23 protein-coding genes are annotated in these 24,627 nt (G+C 66.4%); 12 read left to right on the top strand and 11 right to left on the bottom strand.

From position 1 onward, the window contains the following. The 6 genes from AU188_RS21280 to AU188_RS21305 all read right to left on the bottom strand — a co-directional run bounded on the left by AU188_RS21280 (position 1) and on the right by AU188_RS21305 (position 6,823). Positions 1 to 447, bottom strand: a complete 447-nt coding sequence (locus AU188_RS21280) for a MarR family winged helix-turn-helix transcriptional regulator (protein WP_059100498.1) — start codon at positions 445 to 447, stop codon at positions 1 to 3. Positions 448 to 503: 56 nt separating this feature from the next. Further along, a complete protein-coding gene (locus tag AU188_RS21285) occupies positions 504 to 1,241 on the bottom strand; it encodes an amino acid ABC transporter ATP-binding protein (protein ID WP_059165457.1) in 738 nt (245 codons plus the stop codon). Continuing rightward, the gene (locus AU188_RS21290) at positions 1,241 to 3,010 is read right to left on the bottom strand and encodes an ABC transporter substrate-binding protein/permease (RefSeq protein ID WP_059165521.1); all 1,770 of its coding nucleotides are present in this window, start codon (positions 3,008 to 3,010) and stop codon (positions 1,241 to 1,243) included. The genes AU188_RS21285 and AU188_RS21290 overlap by 1 nt, the downstream gene beginning before the upstream one ends. Positions 3,011 to 3,070: 60 nt before the next feature. Continuing rightward, positions 3,071 to 3,748: a GntR family transcriptional regulator gene (locus AU188_RS21295; protein WP_059165458.1), complete on the bottom strand. Its 678-nt coding sequence runs from the start codon at positions 3,746 to 3,748 to the stop codon at positions 3,071 to 3,073. Between the two features lie 104 nt (positions 3,749 to 3,852). Next, positions 3,853 to 4,653, bottom strand: coding sequence for an LLM class F420-dependent oxidoreductase (locus AU188_RS21300; protein ID WP_059165459.1), 801 nt, complete (start codon positions 4,651 to 4,653; stop codon positions 3,853 to 3,855). A gap of 100 nt (positions 4,654 to 4,753) precedes the next feature. Further along, complete coding sequence (locus tag AU188_RS21305; protein WP_059165460.1) at positions 4,754 to 6,823, bottom strand: PhoX family protein; 2,070 nt, start codon at positions 6,821 to 6,823, stop codon at positions 4,754 to 4,756. A 174-nt stretch (positions 6,824 to 6,997) separates the two neighbouring features. Between AU188_RS21305 and AU188_RS21310 the strand changes: the two genes are divergently transcribed. After that, on the top strand, positions 6,998 to 7,627 hold the full coding sequence (locus AU188_RS21310) for a class I SAM-dependent methyltransferase (RefSeq protein ID WP_082686738.1): 630 nt from the start codon (positions 6,998 to 7,000) through the stop codon (positions 7,625 to 7,627). On the opposite strand, the gene AU188_RS21315 is transcribed toward AU188_RS21310, so the two are convergent. The 5 genes from AU188_RS21315 to AU188_RS21335 all read right to left on the bottom strand — a co-directional run bounded on the left by AU188_RS21315 (position 7,602) and on the right by AU188_RS21335 (position 12,133). Continuing rightward, positions 7,602 to 8,504: an Rv0045c family esterase gene (locus AU188_RS21315; RefSeq protein WP_059165462.1), complete on the bottom strand. Its 903-nt coding sequence runs from the start codon at positions 8,502 to 8,504 to the stop codon at positions 7,602 to 7,604. The genes AU188_RS21310 and AU188_RS21315 overlap by 26 nt on opposite strands. An 84-nt stretch (positions 8,505 to 8,588) precedes the next feature. After that, a complete protein-coding gene (locus AU188_RS21320; RefSeq protein ID WP_059100491.1) occupies positions 8,589 to 9,665 on the bottom strand; it encodes an inositol-3-phosphate synthase in 1,077 nt (358 codons plus the stop codon). Between the two features lie 38 nt (positions 9,666 to 9,703). Then, the gene (locus AU188_RS21325; RefSeq protein ID WP_059100771.1) at positions 9,704 to 10,258 is read right to left on the bottom strand and encodes a PadR family transcriptional regulator; all 555 of its coding nucleotides are present in this window, start codon (positions 10,256 to 10,258) and stop codon (positions 9,704 to 9,706) included. Between the two features lie 122 nt (positions 10,259 to 10,380). Further along, the gene (locus tag AU188_RS21330) at positions 10,381 to 11,247 is read right to left on the bottom strand and encodes a DUF1707 SHOCT-like domain-containing protein (protein ID WP_059165463.1); all 867 of its coding nucleotides are present in this window, start codon (positions 11,245 to 11,247) and stop codon (positions 10,381 to 10,383) included. 34 nt (positions 11,248 to 11,281) lie between these two features. Then, a complete protein-coding gene (locus AU188_RS21335; protein WP_059165464.1) occupies positions 11,282 to 12,133 on the bottom strand; it encodes a thioesterase family protein in 852 nt (283 codons plus the stop codon). Positions 12,134 to 12,261: 128 nt separating this feature from the next. Here AU188_RS21335 and AU188_RS21340 point away from each other — a divergent pair, with 128 nt between their 5' ends. The 11 genes from AU188_RS21340 (at position 12,262) to AU188_RS21385 (ending at position 24,402) form a co-directional block, all read left to right on the top strand. After that, positions 12,262 to 12,696 (top strand): DUF5318 domain-containing protein, encoded by a 435-nt coding sequence (locus tag AU188_RS21340; RefSeq protein WP_059100769.1) that lies wholly within the window; start codon positions 12,262 to 12,264, stop codon positions 12,694 to 12,696. Further along, positions 12,689 to 15,220, top strand: coding sequence for a transglycosylase domain-containing protein (locus AU188_RS21345; RefSeq protein WP_082686733.1), 2,532 nt, complete (start codon positions 12,689 to 12,691; stop codon positions 15,218 to 15,220). Before AU188_RS21340 ends, AU188_RS21345 begins: the two co-directional genes overlap by 8 nt. 5 nt (positions 15,221 to 15,225) lie before the next feature. Next, positions 15,226 to 16,878, top strand: a complete 1,653-nt coding sequence (locus AU188_RS21350; protein ID WP_172799567.1) for a glycosyltransferase family 87 protein — start codon at positions 15,226 to 15,228, stop codon at positions 16,876 to 16,878. A gap of 223 nt (positions 16,879 to 17,101) precedes the next feature. Continuing rightward, the gene (gene rpsF, locus AU188_RS21355) at positions 17,102 to 17,392 is read left to right on the top strand and encodes a 30S ribosomal protein S6 (RefSeq protein ID WP_014818429.1); all 291 of its coding nucleotides are present in this window, start codon (positions 17,102 to 17,104) and stop codon (positions 17,390 to 17,392) included. A 90-nt stretch (positions 17,393 to 17,482) separates the two neighbouring features. Next, a complete protein-coding gene (locus AU188_RS21360; RefSeq protein WP_059165466.1) occupies positions 17,483 to 17,986 on the top strand; it encodes a single-stranded DNA-binding protein in 504 nt (167 codons plus the stop codon). 41 nt (positions 17,987 to 18,027) lie between these two features. Beyond that, the gene (rpsR, locus tag AU188_RS21365; protein ID WP_059100487.1) at positions 18,028 to 18,282 is read left to right on the top strand and encodes a 30S ribosomal protein S18; all 255 of its coding nucleotides are present in this window, start codon (positions 18,028 to 18,030) and stop codon (positions 18,280 to 18,282) included. Between the two features lie 13 nt (positions 18,283 to 18,295). Next, positions 18,296 to 18,754, top strand: a complete 459-nt coding sequence (gene rplI, locus AU188_RS21370; RefSeq protein ID WP_059165467.1) for a 50S ribosomal protein L9 — start codon at positions 18,296 to 18,298, stop codon at positions 18,752 to 18,754. Positions 18,755 to 19,237: 483 nt separating this feature from the next. Further along, on the top strand, positions 19,238 to 21,883 hold the full coding sequence (dnaB, locus tag AU188_RS21375; RefSeq protein WP_059165468.1) for a replicative DNA helicase: 2,646 nt from the start codon (positions 19,238 to 19,240) through the stop codon (positions 21,881 to 21,883). 673 nt (positions 21,884 to 22,556) lie between these two features. Continuing rightward, complete coding sequence (locus AU188_RS25380; RefSeq protein WP_156426766.1) at positions 22,557 to 22,724, top strand: hypothetical protein; 168 nt, start codon at positions 22,557 to 22,559, stop codon at positions 22,722 to 22,724. A gap of 99 nt (positions 22,725 to 22,823) precedes the next feature. After that, positions 22,824 to 23,432, top strand: a complete 609-nt coding sequence (locus tag AU188_RS21380) for a TetR/AcrR family transcriptional regulator (protein ID WP_172799558.1) — start codon at positions 22,824 to 22,826, stop codon at positions 23,430 to 23,432. Between the two features lie 46 nt (positions 23,433 to 23,478). Then, positions 23,479 to 24,402: an oxygenase MpaB family protein gene (locus AU188_RS21385; protein WP_059165470.1), complete on the top strand. Its 924-nt coding sequence runs from the start codon at positions 23,479 to 23,481 to the stop codon at positions 24,400 to 24,402. Positions 24,403 to 24,627: the final 225 nt, after the last annotated feature.

The raw sequence follows: 24,627 nt of genomic DNA on the forward strand, positions 1-24,627 counted from the left end.
CTACTCGGCCAGCCGCTCGAGCGGGGCGATCGCCTTGGTCAGCGTCTCGAGGTCTTCCGGGCTCAGTTTGGCCAGCAGGTTGGCCAGGTGGGCCCGCCGAACCTCGAGCGCCTCCTGATGTTGCGCGCGGCCTTCCGGAGTGATGTCGACCAGTACCGCCCGCAGGTCGGACGGGTCGCGGGACCGTTTGACCAGGCCCAACTTCTCCAGCCGGCGGATCGCGACGGTCGTCGTCGGGGTGCGCACGCGCTCGTGGGTGGCCAGGTCGGTCATCCGCATCGGCCCCTGTTCGAGCAGTGTCAGCAGGATCGACAGCTGGGCCAACGTCAGGTCTGCGGCGTCGTTACGGGGGGTGTCGCTGCGGCGCAGCACGGAGAAAACCCGCGACAGCACTCGCTGCAGCTCTCCCGACAGCTCTGCGACCTGCGGTTCTACGACGTCCGCCATAATTTCGGCAGTCTAACCTGTCTGTCGCTGCCACGATGCGTGACGGGCACGTAAGTTCAAAGCACTTGAGAGAGGAACCGCTGCAGCCGGTCCGTTTCGGCGGCGTCGAAGATCTGCTCCGGCGGCCCGGCCTCCACCACCTTGCCGTGGTCCATGAACACGACGGCGTCTGACGTCGACCGTGCGAAGCCCATCTCGTGGGTGACCACCACCATCGTCATGCCGTCCGCCCCGAGGTCGGCGATCAGCGCGAGGATGCCCTTCACCAATTCCGGATCGAGTGCCGAGGTGGCCTCGTCGAAGAACATCACCTGCGGCGCCATCGCCAACGCCCGTGCGATCGCCACCCGCTGCTGTTGCCCGCCCGACAGCGTCGTCGGCCGCACGTGAGCTTTGTTGCGCAGCCCGACCCGGTCCAGTTGCGCCATCCCCAGCTCGCGGGCCGCGTCGGCGCTGAGTCGTTTGAGCTTGCGGGGCGCCAGCGTCACGTTGTCCAGCACGCTGCGATGCGGAAACAGGTTGAAGTTCTGGAACACCATCCCGATGCGCTGCCGCAACTGGTCGGGGTTGTCGGCGAGCACCGAGCGGCCGTCGAGCAGGATGTCGCCGCGGTCGGGCTCATACAACCGGTTCAGCGTCCGCAACAACGTCGACTTGCCCGACCCCGACGGGCCGATCACCGCCGTGGTGCTGCCCGCGGGCACGTCGATGTCGACACCGCGCAGCACCGGGTTGGGACCGAAGGACAGGTGAAGATCGTTGGCGGCCAACGAGACCGGCTCGAAGTCAGCCATCAGATCATCTCCTGAGAGGCGGACAACTCCAGCGAATCCTCCTCGGTCGGCCGACGGCCGCGCCGCAACCGGTTGTCGATGTAGTTGACCAGATGCGTCAGCGGCACGGTCAGCATCAGGTAGAAGAACCCCGCGGCCACCAACGGTGACAGGTTGCCCGTCTGGGCGTTGAGGTCGCGCCCGACCTGGAACAGCTCACGCTGATCGGCCACCAGACCGAGGAAGTACACCAGCGACGACGCTTTGAGTAGCGAGATGAACTGATTCATCAGCGCGGGCAACACCCGTCGCACGCCCTGCGGGACCACCACCAACCGCATCGACGTCGGATACGAAAAGCCCAGCGCGCGCGACGCTTCCAGCTGACCGGGTTCGACGCTCTGGATGCCGGACCGCAGGATCTCGCCGACATACGCCGCGGCCATCAGGCCCAACGCGGCAATGCCCAGCGGATAGGGGTTGTTGCCGGTCAGTCCGCCCACGACCGGACCCAGACCCAGGCCGATCAGCAAGATGATCACCACCTCGGGCAGGCCGCGGAAGATGTCGGTGTACACCCGGGCCGGCCAGCGCAGCCAGCGATGCCGCGAGATGCCGGCGACCGCGAGAACCATGCCCAGCACGACACCGATCACCGCCGCGCTGACGGTCAGGATCAGCGTGTTGGGCAGGCCCGTCTTGACCAAATCCGGAATCGCCTGCCGGTACAGGTCCCAGTCCAGGAACGCATCCTTCAACTGCGCCAGAGTCGATTTCGGCGCGGCAGGCGCCGCGGGCACACCTTGGTTCTCGGCGGCGATCGCGTTGAAGTCCGGCAACCGAGGCACCGGCGCCGCCTTCGAGCCGGGCTTCCAGCCTGGCGGCAGTGCCCGCGGCACCCAGTCGGAGTACAGCCGGGCCCAGGTGCCGTCGGCGATCACCGCGTCCAGCCCGGAGTTCAACGCGTCGATGAGAGGCTGGTTCTCCTTGGCCACCGCCCACGCGACGAAATTGTCCAAGCTGAAGGTGTTTTCGATGATCTGCGCCGGGTCGCCGGGCTGCACCGTGCCCGACGCCTGCTGCGACGGCGCCACCCACGCGTCGATCTGTCGTGTCTTCAGGCTGGCGTAGACGGTGTTGTAGTCCGGGTACTTGACCGGCTGCAGATGCAGCGTCTCGATGACGTACGACTCCTGGACCGTGCCCTGCACGACGCCGATGCGCTGGCCGGCCGCCAGGTCGTCGAAGCCGGTGATCGACGAGCCGGTCGGCACGACGAGCGAAAAGTAGCCGAAGTCATAGCCATTCGTGAACCCGACCGTGCGCCGCCGCGCCTCGGTGGTGGTGATCGACGACGAGCCCACATCGAAGCGGTGCGCTGCGACCTGTGCCAGCAGACCCGAGAACTCGGTGCCGACGAAGTTGATCTGCAAGCCCAGTTTGTCGGCGACCGCGCGCAGCACCTCGTTGTCGAAGCCGGTGAACTGACCGGCCGAGTTGATGCAGATGCTCGGCGGCGCATCCGACAGCGTGCCGACGGTCAGCGTCCCCGGCTGGGTCAGGTCCAATGCGTCGACGTTCACCGCCGACAGCGGTTCGACGCCGGCTGTGGTGTACCGGTCCTCCTCGGGGCCCGTCGCCGCCGCGGCGAGGTTCGTGGGTAGCGCGCTGGCGCTTTCGACACCGGGCGGTGCGCACTGGTCGACTTGGGCATGTGCCGGCCCGGCGAGGCCGACACCGGTCACCAACACCGCGGTCAGCGCCACCACCGAAGTCCTGCAGAGCCGCACGAACGGGGTCACCTCAGCAACGTATCCGTCAGCGGCGCGCCGGCACCGCGTTGGGCTCGATCAGAACGCAACCGACGAGGCACCCGTCGCGCGCAGCACCCCGCGACGCACCAGTTCGGCGAGCATGATCCGGCCCATCAGCTCGCTGCGGTCGACGCATGCGCCGCGCGCGGCAGCCTCGTCGCCGCGGCCGATCGCGGCGGTCTCGTTCTCGTAGTACGGCAGCATCTCGTCGTGGTTGCTCAGATACGCGACCCAGAATTGGCGCGGTATGAACGCTTGCACCGACCTGATCAATGCGGCCAGCCGGGGACCGGCATACGCGTCGGTGATCACGCTGCGGTACTGCCAGGCTGCGTCGTGGAAGGCGCGCGACTCGCGGGTGCTGCGCAGCTGATCGGTCAGCGTGGTCAGCCGGTCGAGGAAGCGCGGGTCAGTATCGGCCGCGGCGCGCGCGGAGGCCATGCCGGTCAGAAAGCCGTGCAGCTCGTGGTGTTCGCGAATGAAGTCCTCGTCGAAGCGTTCGACGAATGCGCCACGGTGATACCGGGTGGACAGGATGCCGTCGTGTTCCAGTTGCACGACGGCTTCCTGGATCGGCACGCGCGACAGCCCGAGTTCGTGTGCGATCTCGTTGCGGTCGATCCGATCGCCGGAGCGGAGTTTGCCGGTCAGGACCAGGTTGACGACATGCGCGACCACAAGGTCTTTTTCCTTGACCCCGTACTTCTTTGGCATGGGTGGGATCGCTCTCCCGACCTCCGGTGGGGGTACCCCCACGCTTGCGCGGTGCGGCGACAGTCTCTCACGCTGCCCGTCTTGCCGTTGGCCGTTACGCCGCTTCAGCCGCCTTCGTTTTGACGACGGTCGCGCCACCGGCAGAGCGCCTCGGCGTCGGACAACTCGTAGTCGGGTCCGTTGACGCCGACCGTCAACATCGTCACGCCGAGGTCGGCCAGCGCCTCGGCCTCGGTGAGCATCGCGTCGACGTTCTTTCCCGACACCCCGGCCGACCGCTCGATCGCCGCGGGGTCGCGGTCGACGTCGGCGCAGTGGCCGGCCAGAATCTCGGCCTTGCGCGGATACTCGGCGCTGTCGGAGAAGCTGTGCCAGATGTCGCCGTACTCGGCGACCAGTCGCAGGGTCTTCTTCTCGCCGCCGCCGCCGATCAGCACCGGAATGTCGCGGGTGGGCTGCGGATTCAGCTTGGCCAGCCGCGACGTGATGCGCGGCATCGCCGCGGCGAGGTCGTCGAGCCGGCTGCCCGCGGTGCCGAACTCGTAGCCGTACTCGTCGTAGTCCTTCTGCTTCCAGCCCGAGCCGATGCCGAGGATCAGCCGCCCGTCGCTGATGTGGTCGACCGTGCGCGCCATGTCGGCGAGCAGTTCCGGATTGCGGTACGAGTTGCATGTCACCAGCGCGCCGATCTCGATGCGCGACGTCTGCTCGGCCCAGGCGCCCAGCATCGTCCAGCATTCGTAGTGCGCGCCGTCGGGATCGCCGTAGAGCGGGAAGAAGTGGTCCCAGTTGAACGCGACGTCGACACCGATGTCCTCACAGCGTCGGACCGCGTCGCGGATGTGGCTGTACTTCGGGGAGTGTTGCGGCTGCAGTTGCACGCCGATGCGAATGGGAAAGCTCACCTACGCGAGCGTACTTCCCTCAACACCCCGCGAAACCGACGAAATGGCTGCGAAACCGGCCGCGAAACCGCCATTTCGTCGGTTTCGACGCGAGTGCAGGCTAAAGGCCGATGTTCCCGCCGGGCTTCCACACCGCAACCACCGACGGGCGTGCCGTCCCGTTGCCGCCCTCCGGCCACCGCGACAGCGGGGCATCGATGCTGTTGTCGTCGTGCTCGCCCGGATGTTGGACGCATACGGTGACGACGTCGTCGGTGACGACGGGACCGCACGTCTCCGCACCGAGCGGAACGGTGAGGAACTGCCTGGTCTCGCCGCGGTTCGGCCCGTCGAGTGCGACGGCGAACAACCCGTCGTTGGACTCCAGCGCGTTGCCGTCGGTGGAGATCCACAGATTGCCGTGGCTGTCGAACGCCAGATTGTCTGGGCAGGAGATCGGGCTGACCCGGGTCTTGTCGAACCCGGCGAAATAGGTGTCGGCGGCCGCGGGGTCGCCGCACACCAGCAGCAGGTCCCAGGTGAAGTCGGTGCCCGCGTGGTTGTCGGTGATCTCGAGGATCTGGCCGTTCTTGTTGTCGTTGCGCGGGTTGGCCGCATCCGCGGGCGCTGCGCCCGCCGCGCCGCGCTCGTCGTTGTTGGTCAGCGCGACATAGACCTTGCCGGTTTTGGGGTTGGCCTCGAAGTCCTCGGGGCGGTCCATCTTCGTGGCGCCGGCCTTGTCGGCGGCGATCCGCGTGAAGACGGCGGCCTCCTGCGCCGAGATGCCGTCGACCAGCGACTCGGCCCGGCCGTCGGGTCCCGAGTGCAGCAGCGGGACCCACGTGCCGGTGCCCCGGAACGCGCCGATGGACGGCGGCTTGCCGGAGCCGTCGATCTCGTTGGCCGGGATATCGCTGGACAGCTTGGCGACGTACAGCGTGCCCTCGTCGAGGATCGTCATGTTGTGCGCCATTGCGGCGGCGTCGCGACCGGGCCGAATCTTCTTGTCCGACACGAACTTGTACATGTAGTCGAAGCGTTCGTCGTCGCCGGTGTAGGCGACGACCGTGCCATCGCCGGTGACGTAGATGGTGGCGCCCTCATGCTTGAGCCGGCCCAGCGCCGAGTGCTTGACCGGCGTCGAGTTCGGGTCCCACGGGTCGAGTTCGACCACGTAACCGAACCTGTTGACCTCGTGAGGATTTCGGGCCAGATCGAAGCGTGGGTCGAACGTCTCCCACAGCAGCTCGGAGGGTTCGGCGGTGATGCCGTAGCGATCGCGGCGGTCGGCGTCGACGGGTCCAAGCCGAGGCGCCAGCGTCGCGGCGCCGAAATAGGAGTGGAAGTTCTCCTCGCCGGACAGCACGGTGCCCCACGGGGTGACGCCGCCGGCGCAGTTGGCGAAGGTGCCCGCGACGGTGCGGCCGTCGGGATCGGCGTCCGTCTTGACGAAGTCGCTGCCCGCCGCGGGACCGGTCAGCGTGAACGGGGTGTCGGCGGTGATGCGCCGGTTGAAGCGGCCCAGCACCGGTGTCAGGCCGTTCGGCGTGCGTTCGACCTCGACGACGCCCATGCCGACCGCGGCGATCTCCACCTCGAACTGCTCGCGGGTGGGCTTGTCCGGATCGTAGCCCGGGAACATGAACTGCGGAGTGACGTACTCGAAGTTGTTGACCAACAGGAAGCGGTTCGGCTGCCCCGGGATCGGCAGCAGGCCCGCGAAGTCGTTGTTGAAGCCGAACTGTCCGCGTTGGGCGGCACCGGTCTGCTTGTGGACGTCGAACGGGGGCGCGCCGGGCAGCACCGGATCGCCCCAGCTGATGACGACCGCCTGGCGGTAACCCTCGGGGACGACGACGGCGTCCTCACTGTTGGGAGCGACCGAGGCGAACCGCATGCCCACGGGCGGTTCGGCCGGTGGGGCCGACGACATCGGCGCAGCCGCCGGGTGGCCGTCGCGGCCGCACGCGGCCAGCGCGGAAGCAGCGCCGACGGCCAGCACCGCGATGCCGCCGGCCTGCAGCATCGACCGCCGGGACACCGCCTTGACGACGTCGCCGAAGTACTCGTTGCCGCTGGTGTTGGGGACCGGCTTGGAGCAGGCGTCGCCGCACTTGTAGCGGCAGGTGACGTGTTGACGCCGGGACTTCCCGTCATGGGCGACGAACAGGTTCAGCGGCACGAGGGCCATATCGGCAGGGTCCTTCCGTCGAGTCGGCCGAGGGCTGAGCGGCCGGACGCGCGGAAACCTACGACAGCCCGACCAGCAGTCGGCGAGCAGAAGATGAACAGGAGACTAACTGAGCGTTTGCCTTTATAGCAAGAACATTTGCCGACGCGGCGCACAGTGGGCACGCTGGGAAGCGTGACCGAACTCGACAGAACGTTCTGGGAGCAGCGGTGGGAGACGGCGGCGCACACGGCAGGCATGTCGACCCCGAACCGAACGCTGACGGATGCTGTGGTGGGACTTCCCGCCGGACGTGCGCTTGATGCCGGCTGCGGCCTGGGCGCCGACGCCATCTGGCTCGCGCAGAACGGATGGGCCGTCACCGCAGTCGATTTCGTGGACAGTGCGCTACAGTGCGCCCGCGACCGGGCGGAACAGACGGGACCTGATGTCGCGGCGCGGATCGAGTGGCGACAGGCGGACCTCAGCATCTGGACCCCGCCGCCAGCCGCGTTCGACTTGGTGACAACGCATTACCTGCATGGAGTCGCCCAGCGCGACTTGTTGTTTCGACGGCTGGCCGTCGCAGTGCGGCCGGGTGGCACGCTGCTGGTCGTCGGACATCATCCCTCGAATGCCGACATCTCCGGCGGCACAATGCCGGACGCGGTGTTCTTCACAAGCGCCGACGTGGTGTCGGTGCTCGACGAGGGATGGGAGCTCCTGACGGTCGACGACGACGTGCCGCGTCGCACAGCCAACCACGGAGGCGCGGAAATCACCCTCCGGTCAGCGGTGGTCAGGGCTCGGCGAGCACACCACTGAGGATCTCGATCAGCTTGCCCGGTTGGTCGCTCTGCACCGAGTGCCCGGAGTCCTCGACGATCTGGACGTCCTTGAAACCCGGTGCGTTCCGGGCGAACTCTGCGGCGTCGTCGTCGTTGACGAAGAACGAGTTTGCCCCGCGCACCAACGTCGTCGGCACCGTCAGCCGCGGCACGTCGTCCCACAAGCCCTCGAACCCGTCGCCCTTGCGGATGGAGTCGTAGCGCCAGGTCCAGGTGCCGTCCTCCAGCCGCTTCGCATTGTGGAAAACCCCGCGCCGCAACGACTCCCGGTCCCGGTGCGGCGCCGCGGCGACGGTCTTCTCCAACATCGCGTCGAACGACGGGAAGACGCGGTCGCCCTGCACCAGCGCGACGGTGCCCTTCTGCGCCTCGGTCATCGCGGTGTGCCGCTCCGGCGCCGACGGCGTCACGTCGACGAGCACCAGCCGGCGCACCAGGTCGGGCGCCGTCACTGCGAGCCGCAACGCGGTCAGGCCCCCGAGCGACATCCCGACCACCAGATCGGCGTCGGCCGCCAGTTCGCGGACCACGGGTTCGATCGCCGCCGCATTGCGCTTGGGGCCGTAGTCGCCGTCTTCCCGCCACGCCGAGCGGCCGTGACCCGGCAGGTCGATGGCCAGCGCCGGCTCGCCGAGGCCGACGATCACCGTGTCCCAGGTGTGCGCGTTCTGACCGCCGCCGTGCAGGAACACGATCCGCGGGGCACCGTCGCCGAACTTCAGCGCGCTGATCGGCCCGACGTCTACGCGCTTCGCCGGCGGCACCGCATCGACGCCGGCTTGGCGCGCGTTCTCGTCGAGGAAGATGAACTCGTCGAGCGCAGCCAGCTCGTCGTCAGGCGAGATCTCGGTCACGAAATGACCCTACAAAACGCGATTTGTGGAGCCCCAGCGGCGCTCACCGCCGGTAAGACTCCACAAATCGCAGGGGAGAGAGGGTCAGCCCTCGATGAACGTCTCGAGTTGCGCGCGAGCCACGTCGTCGGGCAGCTGCTTGGGCGGGCTCTTCATCAGGTAGGCCGACGCCGCCTCGACGGGGCCGCCGATGCCGCGGTCCTTGGCGATCTTCGCCGCGCGCACCGCGTCGATGATCACACCCGCCGAGTTCGGCGAATCCCACACCTCGAGCTTGTACTCCAGGTTCAGCGGCACGTCGCCGAACGCGCGGCCCTCAAGTCGCACGTAGGCCCACTTGCGGTCGTCGAGCCAGCCGACGTGATCGGACGGGCCGATGTGCACGTCCTTGGTGTTGAACTCACGCTGCAGGTTGGACGTGACGGCCTGGGTCTTGGAGATCTTCTTCGACTCCAGCCGCGAGCGCTCGAGCATGTTGAGGAAGTCCATGTTGCCGCCGACGTTGAGCTGCATCGTGCGGTCGAGTTGCACGCCGCGGTCCTCGAACAGCTTGGCCATCACGCGGTGGGTGATCGTCGCGCCGATCTGGCTCTTGATGTCGTCGCCGACGATCGGCACCCCGGCGTCGGCGAACTTCTTGGCCCACACGGGGTCTGACGCGATGAAGACGGGAAGCGCGTTGACGAACGCCACGCCGGCGTCAATCGCGCACTGGGCGTAGAACTTGTCGGCCTCCTCGCTGCCCACCGGCAGGTAGGACACCAGCACGTCGACCTCGGCGTCCTTGAGCGCCTTGACCACGTCGACCGGATCGGAGTCGGAGACCTCGATGGTGTCGGCGTAGTACTTGCCGATGCCGTCGAGTGTCGGGCCGCGCTGCACGGTCACGTTGGTCGGCGGCACATCGGCGATCTTGATGGTGTTGTTCTCGGACGCGAAGATCGCCTCGGACAGGTCGAAGCCGACCTTCTTGGCGTCGACGTCGAACGCGGCGACGAATTTGACGTCGCGCACGTGGTACGGGCCGAGACGCACATGCATCAGACCGGGCACAGTGGCCGTCTCATCGGCGTCCTGGTAGTACTGCACGCCCTGTACGAGCGACGACGCGCAGTTGCCCACGCCGACAATCGCGACCCGCACCTCTCCGTTTGATGCCATGACGACTTCTCTCCTCTTCCGTACTGGTTCGGTTTTGCCTAGGGCTGCACTGCGTTGTCCGAGCGCCCTTGGCTCAGACGTTCCGCCGCTATCAGCTCGTTGAGCCATTTCACTTCGCGCTCGCTGGACTCCAGCCCGAGCTGATGGAGCTGTCGGGTGTACCGGTCGATTGAGCTGCTAGCCCGCGCGACGGCTTCGCGCAGACCCTCACGGCGTTCCTCTACCTGACGACGACGCCCCTCCAGAATCCGCATCCGGGCCTCGGCCGGGGTGCGGTTGAAGAAGGCGAGATGGACGCCGAAACCGTCGTCGGAGAAGTTCTGTGGGCCGGTGTCGGCCACCAGCTCGGCGAAGCGCTGCTTGCCCTTGTCGGTGAGCTGGTAGACGCGCCGCGCCCGGCGCATCTTCGGGGTGCCGTCCGGCGCCGCATCCTCGACGATGAGCCCGTCGGTCTGCATCCGCCGCAGCGCCGGGTACAGCGAGCCGTACGAAAACGCACGAAAGGCGCCGAGCAAGCCGGTCAGCCTCTTGCGGAGTTCGTAGCCGTGCATCGGCGATTCCAGCAGGAGCCCCAGGATGGCCAATTCCAGCACCGAGGACACCCCCTTAAGAAATCGCAGCTCGTCCGTTACGGCGGTTCGACACCTCGCACCATAGTATCGCGCCGATATATTCGGCGCGAACATCGGGTTACCGTCGCGCGAACGGTCGGGCGTCAGCCGGGGTAGCGGACCTGCTTGACCGTGCCGTCACCGGCCAGCTCGATATAGCCGCTGCCGAAGTCGCTGGACACGTAGACGTCGATCGACAGGGCGCCGGGTGTGGTCGGGTCGTTGGCCGGAGCGATGCTCAAGTAGGTGCTGTCGACGTCCTCCGGCTTGATGCCCAGCGTCTCGGGGGCGCCCCGCAAGACGCCGACGACGGCCTTGGCGTCGAACTTGCCCAGATCGACCTCGACGGCGTCGCTGGTCTTCGAGCTCGACGTCGGATCGTCCCAGCCGCCGCGGTAGCTGTAGATGAGCTCGCGACGGTCCTCGTTCGGGTCCGGCCGGGTCAGCGACGCGTAGTCGGGGTAGACGACGAGGCGGTAGCCGGTGGTGTCGCCGAAGCGCTGCTTCATCTGCTCGAGCAGTCCGGTCAGCCCGCCGAGCGAGTGCAACTGCTTGGGCGGGGTGAGCACGACCGGGGTGATGCCGTCGGACTTGGCGCCCGGGTCGGAGGTGAAGTTCAGCGGCGACGGGGTGTTGCCGTACAGACCCCAGCCGATCGCGACGCCGAGGACCACGAGCACACCGGCCACCGCGAGACGCAAACCCCAGCCGCCGCCGGGGACCGATACCGCCCGCGGCTTCTTCAGCGTCGGAAGTTGCACCGGCGCGTTGCCGGTCTGAAGGTCGGCCACCAGCGCCTGTAGTTCGCCGAGCGTCATGGCGGTGGTCGCGGCCTTGACCCGCTCGCCGTGCTCGGTCATCGACAGCTGGCCCTCGCTCAGCGCGCTGTCGAGGATCTGGCAGGTGTCGTTGCGATCACTGTCCTTCGCGCGCGTTCCCGGTGTCTGTCGGCCAGACCAGCTCGCTGCCACGTCGATGATCGTAGAAGCAAAGATCAGCCGATCCTCAACGGATGAGGCCCTGAGAGGTCAGCACGGCCAGCAGCGACCCGTCGGAGCCGCGCAGGGAGCCGTACGCCGAGACGCCTCCGTTGGCGACCGAACCGCGCGACTCCAACAGCCGCCATGCGGTCGACGGAACGAGGTGCGCCCCGGGCTGCCACACCACGCTGAGGTCCAGGCTCAGCAGCCACGCGTCGACGAAGCCGCAGACCTTGCCCGGCGCGTCGAAGAGGTGGGCGTCGGCGTGCAGCACGTCGGCGATCTGCGGATGCTCGAGAGGGTCCCGTGTGTCGCCGGGGGCCCCGCAATCTGTGCTGACCCACAACGCCACCTCCGGCCGACGGTCCGCGAAGTGGGCGAGGCTCGCGGGGTAGTCCACGCCGCGGCGCTGGGCGAACCGCAGCGACGGGTACTCCTCGCCGATCCAGTCCAGCGACGACCCCGCCGACGGATCCGGCAGCGGCGAAGCCGCGGTGCCGTAGCGCTCGAAAGGGACCGGCGCATCGACCGACGGTGGCCCGAGCCAGCCGTCGGCGAACCAGCTGTTGGCGAGCAGAATCGTGCGGCCGCGCTGGCGGACCGTCGCTTCGACGGCCGCGGCCGTGCGACCGCCGCGGATGCTGCGCACGTCGATTTCGAGCGGGCCGGGTACGCCGCCGTCGACGAAGGTCACCGACAGCGACGCCGCCGCCGGGCGGCCGCTGTGCGCGAACATCGCGGCCAAGGCGAGCGCCGAGGTGTAGCCGCCGAACGCGCGGCCGTCGAAGCACCAGTGCTCGGGAAGCTCACGGGTGAAGCGGCTGACGTCGTCGGCGGCCGGTCCAACGTCGAGGGCGAAGTCGCGCCCGTCCAGCATGCAGTTCTCCTGAGGTTGACGGCATACGGCGAAAGTTGGTCCCGTATCTCCAGATCAAACACCTTAGAGATGGCCTGGACCGCGCCGTCACGCTCCGGCAGTCGCATCGCCGACGTACTCTGGTCCTCGTGCGATTGCAGCGACAGGTGGTGGACTACGCGCTTCGGCGACGGTCCCTGCTGGCCGAGGTCTATTCGGGGCGCACCGGCGTCTCCGAGGTCTGCGACGCCAATCCCTATCTGCTGCGCGCCGCCAAGTTCCACGGCAAGCCCAGTTCGGTGACTTGCCCGATCTGCCGCAAGGAACAGCTCACCCTGGTTTCGTGGGTATTCGGTGACCATCTGGGCCCGGTGTCGGGTTCCGCACGAACCGCCGAGGAGTTGGTCCTGCTGGCATCCCGATACGACGAGTTCTCGGTACACGTGGTGGAGGTATGCCGCACCTGCAGCTGGAATCACCTGGTCAAGTCGTACGTGCTCGGCGCAGTCCCGCCAACCGGAGGTTCTCGGGGTTCACGCAGCACTCGGACCGCGCGCGAGCGTGCGCGCACGGCCAGTGAATAGCGAAGGGCGCCACGACCGGTCAGTCAACGATGTCCGTTCCGGACGCGGGGCTGATGGTGTGAGCGCGTCACACAGTCCACAGCAGCGCCCACCCGGCGGTCCCGGGAAGGGACCGCGGCGGTCGGCGCCGCCCGACGATCGGCACACCGCGGTGCTGCCGCCGGTTCGCGAGGCGCGACCGCCACACCTGCGCGACCCGGTCGACGTCGTCAAGGCGGCGCTGGACGGCACGCCGGCACCCAAACCGCCGGCGCCTCCGCCCCCGCCGCGCAGGCCACCCGGCGGTGGGGGACCTCCGGGCGGGCCGTCGGGTCCGCGGCGCAACCTGCCCAAGCAGATCAACTGGAAGTGGGTGCGCCGGGGACTGCTCGCGGGCGCGGTGGTGTTCATCGTGCTGCCGCTCGTCACGTTCGCGATGGCCTACCTGATCGTCGACGTGCCCGAGCCGGGCGACATCCGAACCAACCAGGTGTCGACGATTCTGGCCAGCGACGGCAGCGAGCTGGCGAAAATCGTTCCGCCCGAAGGCAATCGGGTCGACGTCAACATCGACCAGATCCCGGTGCAGGTGCGCAACGCGGTGATGGCCGCCGAGGACCGCAATTTCTATTCGAACCCGGGGTTCTCGTTCACCGGTTTCGCGCGCGCGATCAAGAACAACCTGGCCGGTGAGGACCTGCAGGGCGGGTCGACGATCACGCAGCAGTACGTCAAGAACGCGCTCGTCGGTTCCGAGCGCTCGGGTATCGGCGGGCTGATCCGCAAGGCCAAGGAGTTGGTCATCTCGACGAAGATGTCCGGCGAATGGTCCAAAGACCAGGTGCTGCAGTCGTATCTGAACATCATCTACTTCGGCCGCGGCTCCTACGGCATCGCGGCCGCGTCGAAGGCGTACTTCGACAAGCCGGTCGAACAACTCAATGTCGCCGAAGGCGCACTTCTGGCCGCGTTGATCCAGCGGCCGTCCGGACTCGACCCCGCGGTCAACCTCGAAGGCGCCACCACGCGGTGGAACTGGGTGCTCGACGGCATGGTCGAGATCGGTGCGCTCTCCCCCGAGGAACGCGCCGCGCAGGTGTTCCCGGCGACGGTGCCGCCCGATCTGGCCCGCTCGCAGAACCAGACCACCGGGCCCAACGGCCTGATCGAGCGGCAGGTGCAAAAGGAACTGCTCGAACTGTTCGACATCAACGAGCAGACGCTGAACACCGAGGGCCTGCAGATCACCACGACGATCGACCCGGACGCGCAGGCCGCCGCGGTAGACGCGGCGACGGAGTACCTCGAGGGCCAGGACCCCGACATGCGGACCGCGATCGTGTCGATCGATCCACGCACCGGCGGGGTGAAGGCCTACTACGGCGGCACGGACGCCAACGGCTTCGACTTCGCCCAGGCCGGCCTGCCGACGGGTTCGGCGTTCAAGGTGTTCGCATTGGTCGCCGCGCTGCAGCAGGGCATGGGGCTGGGCACGCAGGTCGACAGTTCGCCGCTGGAAGTCAACGGCATCAAGATCACCAACGTCGAGGGCGGCGGCTGCGGCACCTGCAACATCGCCGAGGCGCTGAAGCGCTCGCTCAACACCAGCTACTACCGCCTCATGCTGAAGCTCAAGAACGGGCCCGAGGACGTCGCCGAGGCCGCCCATCAGGCCGGCATCGCCGAGAGCTTCCCCGGTGTCGAACACACGCTGTCCGAGGACGGCAAAGGTGGTCCGCCCAACAACGGAATCGTGTTGGGCCAGTACCAGTCTCGGGTGATCGACATGGCGTCGGCATATGCGACGTTGGCGGCCTCGGGTGTCTACCACAAGCCGCACTTCGTGCAGAAGGTCGTCAACTCCGAGGGCGAGGTGCTGTTCGACGCGTCCCAGCAGGACAACTCGGGCGAGCAGCGCATTGACAAGAAGGTGGCCGACAACGTCACCAGCGCGATGCAACCGATCGCCGCCTACTCCAACGGCCATGCGCTGGCCGGCGGACGGCCGTCGGCCGCCAAGACGGGCACCAACCAGCTCGGCGACACCGACGCCAACCGCGACGCGTGGATGGTCGGCTACACCCCGTCGCTGTCGACCGCGGTCTGGGTGGGCACCACCGAGGGCACCAAGCCGCTGGAGAACAAGTGGGGCGCGCCGATCTACGGCTCCGGTCTGCCCTCTGACATCTGGAAAGCCACCATGGACGGCGCACTGGAGGGCACCGACGTCGAGGAGTTCCCCGAGCCCGAGGAGATCGGCGGCTACGCCGGGGTACCGCAGGCGCCCGCCCCACCGTCGACGACGGCTGCCCCGACGACGCCACCGACGCCACCGTCGCAAACGGTCATCCAGCCGACCATCGAAGTCGCGCCGGGCATCACGATCCCGTGGGGCCCCCCGACGACGGTGCCCGTCGGCCCGCCGGCACCGCCTGCCCCCGCGCCAGGACCGGTCGGCGCGCCCGTGCCCGCACCGCCGGGAGTGCCGCCACCGGGACCGGTCGGAGCACCCGTAGCGCCAGGCGCGCCCCTGCCGCCTCCGTGACCGAGGTGGGGGGCGAGGAGACCGGCGAACCGTCGACGGTGTCGCCCGGCACGGCGGCGCGCGACCTCAGGAGCCTCGACGACCGCGACCTGCCGAGCCGCACCGACGCGATCGGCTCCGCGCTGTCCGAGGTGATCGGCGGCCCGGTCGGCAGGCACGCGCTGATCGGCAGGCAACGGTTCCTCACCCCGCTGCGGGTGATGCTGATCATCGCGCTGGTGTTCCTGGCGCTCGGATACTCGACCAAGGCCGCGTGCCTGCAGACCACCGGCACCGGCACCGCCGATCAGCGGGTCGGCAACTGGGACAACCAGCGGGCGTATTACCAGCTGTGCTACTCCGACACGGTTCCGCTCTACACCGCCGAACTGCTGAACCTCGGCAAGTTCCCGTACAAGTCGAACTGGGTGGAGAAGGACGCCACCGGAGCGCCGCGAATCCAGTACGACGGCAACATCGCGGTGCGGTACATGGAATATCCGGTGCTGACCGGCATCTACCAATACCTGTCGATGTCGCTGGCCAAGACCTACACCGCGTTGACCAAATTGGGGCCGGTGCCGGTCATCGCCGAGGTGGTGATGTTCTTCAACATCGCCGCGTTCGGGCTGGCGTTGGCGTGGCTGATCACGGTGTGGGCGACGTCGCGGCTGGCCGGGCCGCGACGGGTCTGGGACGCCGCATTGGTGGCGGCGTCACCGTTGGTGATCTTTCAGATCTTCACGAATTTCGACGCCCTGGCAACGGCTTTCGCGACCGGCGCGCTGCTCGCCTGGGCGCGGCGAAGACCGGTGCTGGCCGGCGCGCTGATCGGGCTCGGCGTGGCGGCCAAGCTGTATCCGCTGCTGCTGTTGGCGCCGCTGGCGGTGTTGGCGGTGCGCACCGGCAAGCTGCGGGCGGTCGGCAAGACCGCCGCGGGCGCAGTGCTGACCTGGCTGGTGGTCAACCTGCCGATCATGGTGTTGTTCCCGCGGGGCTGGTCGGAGTTCTTCCGGCTCAACACCCGTCGCGGCGACGACATGGACTCGATCTACAACGTCATCAAGTCGTTCACCGGCTGGCGCGGTTTCGATCCCGACCTCGGCTTCTGGCAGCCGCCGACGGTGACCAACACGGTGTCCGCGATCCTGTTCGTATCGTGTTGCATCGCAATCGCTTACATCGCGTTGACCGCCAAGCGGCGGCCACGCGTGGCGCAGATTGCGTTCCTGGTCGTGGCGGCGTTCCTGTTGACCAACAAGGTGTGGAGCCCGCAGTTCTCGCTGTGGTTGGTGCCGTTGGCGGTGCTGGCGCTGCCGCACCGGCGAATCCTGTTGGTGTGGATGACGATCGACGCGTTGGTGTGGGTGCCGCGGATGTTGTACCTCTACGGGGAGGCGAACCGGGGCCTGCCCGAGCAGCCGTTCACGATCACCGTGCTGCTGCGCGACGTCGCGGTGGTCGGGCTGTGCGCGTTGGTGATCCGCCAGATCTACCGTCCGGAACTGGACCTCGTGCGGGCGCGCGGGCTTGTCGACGACCCGGCGGGTGGAGTGTTCGACGGGGCGCCGGACGCGCCGCCGCGGTGGCTGCCGGACTGGCTGCGCCCGGACGCGTCGAGACTGCGCACAGATCGCGAATTCGCGGAAGATCGCGATCTGACTGCAGTTTCGAAGTAGGCGGCCCGCTATTCGGCACCGCCGTCGCTTCGATTGTGAAACTACCTGCGCGACACGCCGTCGAAGCGCAGCCAGATTCACAATCGCGACGAGGCGACGCCGAACAGCGCGATTTCGCAGATCAGCGCGGTTTCCTGTAGCCTGGGCCGGTTGCCGACGCAGGCGACCCTCCTGCCACGGAACGACCGTGGCCGACAAGACCGTAGGAGGTGATGAGGTCTTCATGCGTCCATACGAAATCATGGTCATCCTCGACCCCACCCTTGACGAGCGCACCGTGGCTCCGTCGCTGGAAACGTTCCTCAACGTCATCCGCAAGGACGGCGGCAGCGTCGACAAGGTCGACATCTGGGGCCGCCGGCGGCTGGCATACGAGATCGCCAAGCACGCCGAGGGCATCTACGCCGTCGTCGATGTCAAGGCCGAACCCGCGACTGTGACCGAGCTGGACCGCCAGCTCAACCTGAACGAGTCCGTGCTGCGGACCAAGGTCATGCGGACGGACAAGCACTAGTCCCGAGAACAGGCTGTACGCGTCGGAGTGCTTCCGTAGGCTCGCCTGCGACCACTCGCCTGAGCTACACCGCCAACCCAGGAGGACATCGTGGCTGGTGACACCATAATCACCGTCGTCGGAAACCTGACCGCCGATCCGGAACTGCGGTTCACACCGTCGGGTGCGGCCGTCGCCAACTTCACCGTGGCGTCGACACCGCGCATCTACGACCGCCAGAGCGGGGAGTGGAAGGACGGCGAAGCGCTGTTCCTGCGCTGCAACATCTGGCGGGAGGCCGCCGAGAATGTGGCCGAGAGCCTGACCCGTGGTTCACGGGTGATCGTGCAGGGCCGGCTCAAGCAGCGTTCGTTCGAAACCCGTGATGGCGAGAAGCGCACCGTCGTGGAGCTCGAGGTCGACGAGATCGGCCCGTCGCTGCGGTACGCCACCGCGAAGGTGAACAAGGCCAGCCGCAGTGGCGGTGGCGGCGGCGGATTCGGCGGCGGCGGCGGTGGCGGTTCGCGTCCCGCCGAGCAGCCGAAGGACGACCCGTGGGGCAGCGCTCCTGCGTCGGGGTCGTTCTCCGGAGCCGACGACGAGCCACCCTTCTGATCCACAACCGATCAACGAAGTAGCAAGAAAGAGAAAGACACATGGCCAAGGCCACCAAGCGTCGGCCGGCTCCCGAGAAGCCGGTCAAGACCCGCAAGTGCGTGTTCTGCTCCAAGAAGGGGCAGACCATCGATTACAAGGACACCGCGCTGCTGCGCACCTACATCAGCGAGCGTGGCAAGATCCGCGCCCGCCGCGTCACAGGCAACTGCGTGCAGCACCAGCGTGACATCGCCATCGCCGTGAAGAACGCGCGCGAGGTTGCGCTACTGCCGTTCAGCTCGTCGACGCGATAGGGAGGAACAGACGATGAAACTGATTCTCACCGCCGACGTCGAACACCTGGGTGTGCAGGGCGACATCGTCGAGGTCAAGGACGGCTACGGCCGCAACTATCTGGTGCCGCGCGGACTGGCCGTCACGGCGTCCCGCGGCGCGGAGCGCCAAGCCGAGGAGATCCGCCGGGCGCGCGAGCAGAAGGCCGTCAAGGGCCGCGAGCATGCCGTCGAGCTGAAGACCGCGATCGAGAACCTCGGTCCGGTGCAGCTGCAGGTCAAGGCGGCTGCCGACAGCGGCAAGCTGTTCGGCTCGGTGACGACGGCCGACGTGGTCGCGGCGATCAAGAACGCCGGCGGCCCGAATCTCGACAAGCGCACCGTCCAGCTGCCCAAGGCGCACATCAAGACGACGGGCACGCATCCGGTCGCGGTCCGGTTGCATCCGGAGATCGCCGCCTCGGTGTCGCTGGAAGTCGTCGCCGGTAAGTAGCAGCAGCGTCAAATACGGCCGGGTGAAGCCATGATCGATCTTCACCCGGCCGTTGCTGTGTGCGCTGGCGAACTCCTGACATGGATTAGGCCCCAGCGAAGCTAACCTGCTGTTAACCTGCATGGCCCCGGGCCGCAATACAACACGCCCGACTTCGCAACCCCGGCCGACACGCCGGAGCAATTCTCATCCACAGCATCCCAAGCGGTTTATGGTGCGGCTATCTGCACAGACGCAGTGAGCGAAGTGGTTCGTTAACAGGTTCTCCCCAACGACTCAACATGGCTGTCCAGCGCTATCCACACCCCATCCACAGGTCTATGAACAAGGGCTGGTTGCGCCCCCGCCAGCAACGTCTAGCGTAGGCGCTCGGCGGGACAGGTTCGGCACCGCGGAAGCGGATTGTCGGCGGTCTGGCTTACAGTCGCGATAAGCGGGTATCGAATGTACGTTCGATAGTGAATAGAGGGGGTGAGACGCTTCGTGGCTGTCGTGGACGACCTGGGCCATGGTGCGGGCCACCCGGGGATGGACACACCGCCGCCCAGTGAAGACTTCGGGCGCCAACCCCCTCAAGACCAAGCCGCCGAGCAGGCGGTCCTCGGCGGGATGCTGCTGAGCAAGGACGCCATCGCCGACGTGCTCGAGAAGTTGCGTCCGGGTGACTTCTACCGTCCCGCGCACCAGAACGTCTACGACGCGATCCTCGACCTCTACGGCCGCGGCGAGCCGGCCGACGCGGTGACGGTGGCCGCTGAGTTGGATCGGCGTGGGCTGCTGCGGCGCATCGGTGGGGCGCCGTATCTGCACACGTTGATCTCGACGGTGCCGACGGCTGCGAATGCGGGGTTCTATGCGGGCATCGTGGCGGAGAAGGCACTGCTGCGGCGGCTGGTCGAGGCGGGTACGCGGGTCGTGCAGTACGGCTACGCGGGCGCCGAGGGCGCGGATGTCAACGAGATCGTCGACCGCGCACAGTCGGAGATCTACGACGTCACCGAGCGCCGGACGTCCGAGGATTTCGTTCCGCTCGAAGAACTGCTGCAGCCGACGATGGACGAGATCGACGCGATCGCCTCGCAAGGCGGTCTGGCGCGTGGCGTTCCGACGGGCTTCGTTGAACTCGACGACGTGACCAACGGTCTGCATCCGGGTCAGATGATCATCATCGCGGCGAGGCCCGGTGTCGGGAAGGCGCTGGCGCTCGATACGCCGCTGCCGACGCCGACGGGCTGGACGACGATGGGCGACGTTGCGGTCGGGGAGTGGTTGCTCGGCGCGGACGGAGAGCCGACGCAAGTGGTCGCGGCGACGGAAATCATGCTCGGGCGGCCTTGCTACGAGGTGGAATTCTCGGATGGAACGATGATCGTCGCCGATGCTGAACACCAGTGGCTCACCGAGACTCGAGCATCGCGCAAGTCGGCGCAGGCGGCCGCGGTCGGGTACAACCGCACGAGGAATCAGCGAACTTTTGCGGCTGTGCGCACCACCCGCGAAATCGCTGACACACTCCGGTGCCCTACAGCGGACCGTCGCCTGAACCATTCGGTCGTCAATGCCGCCCCCCTGCAGGCTCGCGAGCGAGACCTACTCGTACCGCCCTACACTCTCGGCGCCTGGCTGGGGGACGGCACGACCGCGGCAGCGCAGATCACGACAGCAGACCCGGAGATCATCATGCGCATCGAGAGCGAAGGTCTCGTCGCGCGTCGATCGGCGGTTGCAAAGTATCGCTACCAGTTGTGCCTGCCGGATGCCGAGCCGATCGCTGCGCGCAAGTGTGTCGTCTGCGGCACATCTTTTGTTCCGCAGACCAGTCAGGTTCGGACGTGTGGCCGGTCCTGTGGAGGACGCGCACGGTTTATTTCGGATCAAGTGCCCGCGCCCACATGCGTGCGTTGCGGAAAACCATCGTGCGGCCTCCGGCTCTGCCAGGAGTGCCGAAATGCGGTTGGCACACTTCAAGCGCGACTCCGGTCGATCGGCGTACTGGGAAGCAAGCACATCCCGAGCGAGTATCTGCGGGCGTCAGAGTCGCAGCGTAGAGCGTTGTTGGCGGGTCTGTTGGACACCGACGGAACAGTGACCGCCGGCGGAGCAGTCCAGTTCTCCGTCACTGATCGTCGACTGGCGAGTGACGTCGCCGAGTTGATCGTGAGCCTCGGATATCGCTGCCAGACATCGAAGAAATCCGTGCGGGGACGGAGCGAGTCCACGTCGATCGCTTACACGCTGACGTTCTCAACTGAGAACGAGGTGTTCGGCCTCACCCGAAAAGCACTGCTGCACAAGGAGCGCCGGGCAGCTCGGAGCGTCGCGCGATCGGGGTCGCGCTTCATTGTGGACGTGCGGCCCGTTGCGAGTGTCCCAGTGCGGTGTGTCGAGGTCGACAACGCCGACCACTTGTATCTGGCAAGTCGCGCCATGATTCCCACGCACAACTCGACTCTGGGACTGGATTTCTTGCGGTCTTGCTCGATCAAGCACCAGATGCCCAGCGTCATCTTCTCGCTGGAAATGAGCAAGTCCGAGATCGTGATGCGGCTGTTGTCAGCCGAAGCGAAGATCAAGCTGGCCGACATGCGCTCGGGCCGCATGAGCGATGACGATTGGACCCGGCTTGCACGCCGGATGAGCGAAATCAGCGAAGCGCCTTTGTATATCGACGATTCGCCGAACCTGACAATGATGGAGATCCGCGCGAAGGCACGTCGCCTCAGCCAAAAAGCGGGCCTCAGACTCATCGTGGTCGACTATCTACAACTGATGACGTCGGGCAAGAAGTATGAGTCGAGACAACAGGAAGTATCAGACTTTTCACGAAGCATGAAGCTGATGGCGAAAGAACTCGATGTACCCGTGGTGGCCATCAGCCAGCTGAATCGTGGCCCAGAGCAAAGAACGGACAAGAGGCCAATGGTCTCTGACCTGCGCGAATCGGGAAGTTTAGAGCAAGATAGCGACGTAGTAATCCTTTTGCACCGGCCGGATGCGTTCGAGCGGGACGACCCACGCGGTGGAGAAGCGGACCTCATCCTTGGCAAGCACCGTAACGGTCCGACGAAGACGATAACCGTTGCACACCAATTGCATTTGTCGCGGTTCGCGAACATGGCCAAGCAATAATGACAAAAAAACAATTCGCGAACACTGTCGCTGTAGCTGACCAGTTGTACTTGTCGCGGTTCACATAATCGGGTGCTATCGGTGGTGGTGGCAGCTTTGGCGCGATGGGCAAGCGTCGGGCATCAGTCGGAAAGGCGGATTCTTCATCCGCGCAACGCCCCGCCATCACGCTTTGATCTGTCCTTCGAGTTCATAGGACGCGTCCTTAGCGGACATTTCGACCCATTCGCTTCGGTCGCGTTGCGTTGGGTGTGTTGTTTGGGGGAAGTCGCTTAAGCACGCTACGAAGGTCGGCTCGCTCCACCATGCGTCGATGCATAATCCAGTCGGTCGCGTCGCCCCACCCCTCTTGGTCAACCATGGCAGGTTCAAGCGAAGCCGGTACGGGCGAGCACAGCGCCCAGATGAAGGGGAAAAAGCAGATCTCGGCCAATACATCGTAGGTCTGCCTAATGCCGACCACTTGCAGCATTGAGTAAGCACTGGAGATCCCGCACGCTCGATGTCGTACGCGTACCACGCGCAGTTGCATCCCTGGTGGGAGACGAACCTCGTCGCGATCCTGATGGAGTTCATCCAGAAACGCGCCGTGCAGAAGATTCATTGAAGGGGTCAGCGCGATCATCGCCAGCGGGAGTGAACGCGCTACTCGTCCAGGCAGTGGCGTGCACAAATGTATCAGCAGTTCTTCGTAGGCATGGAGATCAAGGCCGCCATGCACCGGTGGCTGCGCAAGTTCGAGTGGTCGGTTGAGCCCGACTACGTGATGGCCTATGCGGCCAAGCCGCTGCCGGAGGCGAAAGACCGGCTTCCAGTCCGGTTAACGGAGCGCGGGCGATAGGCCGAACCCAAGGCGTTCTAGCGGCGCTATGAGTCTTGACAGTCGAAGAGATCAAGATACTATTCACGTATGTCAGTATCTCAGGTTGACGCGGAAGGGTTGCTCGCGGGCCTGCTCAACACACCCGAGCAGCTCGACGAGTACGCCGAGCGCATTCTCGAGGCCGCCGAACAACAGTTCATGGAATTCGGGCTCCGCCGGACCTCGCTGGACCGCATTGCTCAGGCCGCGGGGGTATCGCGGGTGACGCTGTTCCGCCGCTTCACGAGCCGGGACGTTCTGCTGTCCGCGGTCGTCGCGCGCGCGGTCGGTCGCTTCATCGCAGAATTCGACGCCGAACTAGCGGGTATGGAAATGTCTGAGGAGCGGATTGTGCGCGGCGTGGTTACCGCGGCACGGCTGCTGGCCTCAGACTCGTTGCTGCGCAGGCTGCTGGTCACCGATCCGGATGCGGTCCTGCCGCTGCTGTCCATCGACGGCGGGGTTTTCTTTGGGCTAAGCCGCGCCTATGTCGCCGATCATCTGTTGCGTGCCCGCGAGGCCGGGATGGCCATCAAGGGCGATCCCAACATGCTGGCGGAAATTTTTGTCCGTCTGGCGCATTCGCTGCTGCTCTACCCCAGCGGTGCGCTCGTCGACGACGAGGCCCGCCTCGTGGAGTTCACGCGCAGCAACATCCTGCCGATGGTGCTCAGCCGGGCGGTCTGACCGCCGGAATCCGATTCGATGACAACGATGTCGAAGGAGACACGAAATGGCCTCTCGCGCAAGCTACACCATTCCCAAACGGCCGGGACCCCGTCGGGATGAAGGGTTCTTCGGGCCTGACGCGTTGGCCTGGGAGATCGTCCGCCACCCGGTGGTTCTAGTCGGCGGCCTGCGCAATGCCGCCTACACGGCCCTGCTTTCCGGTGTGGCCCAAGCCGTCTACGACCACAGTAAGCACATGATCGATCCGATCACACGCGCCAAGGAGACCGCGTACTGGGTGTACGCCTCAATCTTCGCCGACACTGTCGAGGCGCACCGTGCGGGCAAGTGGGTCGAAGGACTGCATCGCAAGGCGACCGGATACGACCCCGTGACCCGCAGCGACTACAGCCCGCTGCTGCCGCATCTTGCTATCGCCGGGCACTGTCTGATCTGGGATTCGCAACTCGTTGCGTACGAAACCTACGTACGGAAACTGTCGGATGCCGAGCGTGAGCAGTACTGGCAAGAGGGCCTGCGCATCCCGCCACTACTCGGCATCGACTCCACAATCATCCCGCAGACCTACGCCGACTGGCAGCGCTACTACTCCGAACAGATCCGGCCTAGCCTGGCCTTCTCTGTCGCCGGGCACGCCATCGTGGACTTCACCTACGGCGTTCGGTGGGCGCCGATCTGGGCACGACCTTTCGCCTGGGCGGTGTTCACTGCGCTGGAAGAACTGACCCTGCCCACGCTGGGGCCGGTAGAGCTCAACGCCTACGGGAAGAAGCGCTCGTCTGCACGGCTCGCACTGACCCAGGCCCTCGGGCGCCCAATAGCGAAGGTGGCGGCGACGCCACGGGTGCGTCACTGGATCGAGCTCTGGCTGGGCAAGCGCATCCACGAACTGATGACGGAAGCTCGCGAGATCGAGCGGGCGCACTGGCGAGATCGGCAGCGAGTCAGCCCTGGCGCGGTGGCATAACACACCATTGCGACCCGCGCTTGAGCTTCACGTCGGAGAGGACCCTCGCGATGGCACTCTTGACAGAGAGCTGTGTCAACGTTCGCGATAGCTGACGTGGCAACGGTCGTTGCCCCTTTTCGCGGCGTCAGCGCGAAGATCGGCTCGCGCAACGATGTGCCGATCTGATCGATGCGGGCCTCGACGAGGTGGCGCCCGTAGGCGTTGCCAAGCAACGCATGAGTT

The organism is Mycobacterium sp. IS-3022 (genome assembly GCF_001500065.1).
GTDB lineage: Bacteria > Actinomycetota > Actinomycetes > Mycobacteriales > Mycobacteriaceae > Mycobacterium.

Bases quoted from the DNA above. Each gene is read 5' to 3' on its own strand.
- AU188_RS21280 (WP_059100498.1), bottom strand. From the start codon at position 447: ATGGCGGACGTCGTAGAACCGCAGGTCGCAGAGCTGTCGGGAGAGCTG.
- AU188_RS21285 (WP_059165457.1), bottom strand. From the start codon at position 1,241: ATGGCTGACTTCGAGCCGGTCTCGTTGGCCGCCAACGATCTTCACCTG.
- AU188_RS21295 (WP_059165458.1), bottom strand. From the start codon at position 3,748: ATGCCAAAGAAGTACGGGGTCAAGGAAAAAGACCTTGTGGTCGCGCAT.
- AU188_RS21305 (WP_059165460.1), bottom strand. From the start codon at position 6,823: ATGGCCCTCGTGCCGCTGAACCTGTTCGTCGCCCATGACGGGAAGTCC.
- AU188_RS21320 (WP_059100491.1), bottom strand. From the start codon at position 9,665: ATGGCATCAAACGGAGAGGTGCGGGTCGCGATTGTCGGCGTGGGCAAC.
- AU188_RS21335 (WP_059165464.1), bottom strand. From the start codon at position 12,133: ATGCTGGACGGGCGCGACTTCGCCCTCGACGTTGGACCGGCCGCCGAC.
- rpsF (WP_014818429.1), top strand. From the start codon at position 17,102: ATGCGTCCATACGAAATCATGGTCATCCTCGACCCCACCCTTGACGAG.
- rpsR (WP_059100487.1), top strand. From the start codon at position 18,028: ATGGCCAAGGCCACCAAGCGTCGGCCGGCTCCCGAGAAGCCGGTCAAG.
- rplI (WP_059165467.1), top strand. From the start codon at position 18,296: ATGAAACTGATTCTCACCGCCGACGTCGAACACCTGGGTGTGCAGGGC.
- AU188_RS25380 (WP_156426766.1), top strand. From the start codon at position 22,557: ATGTATCAGCAGTTCTTCGTAGGCATGGAGATCAAGGCCGCCATGCAC.
- AU188_RS21385 (WP_059165470.1), top strand. From the start codon at position 23,479: ATGGCCTCTCGCGCAAGCTACACCATTCCCAAACGGCCGGGACCCCGT.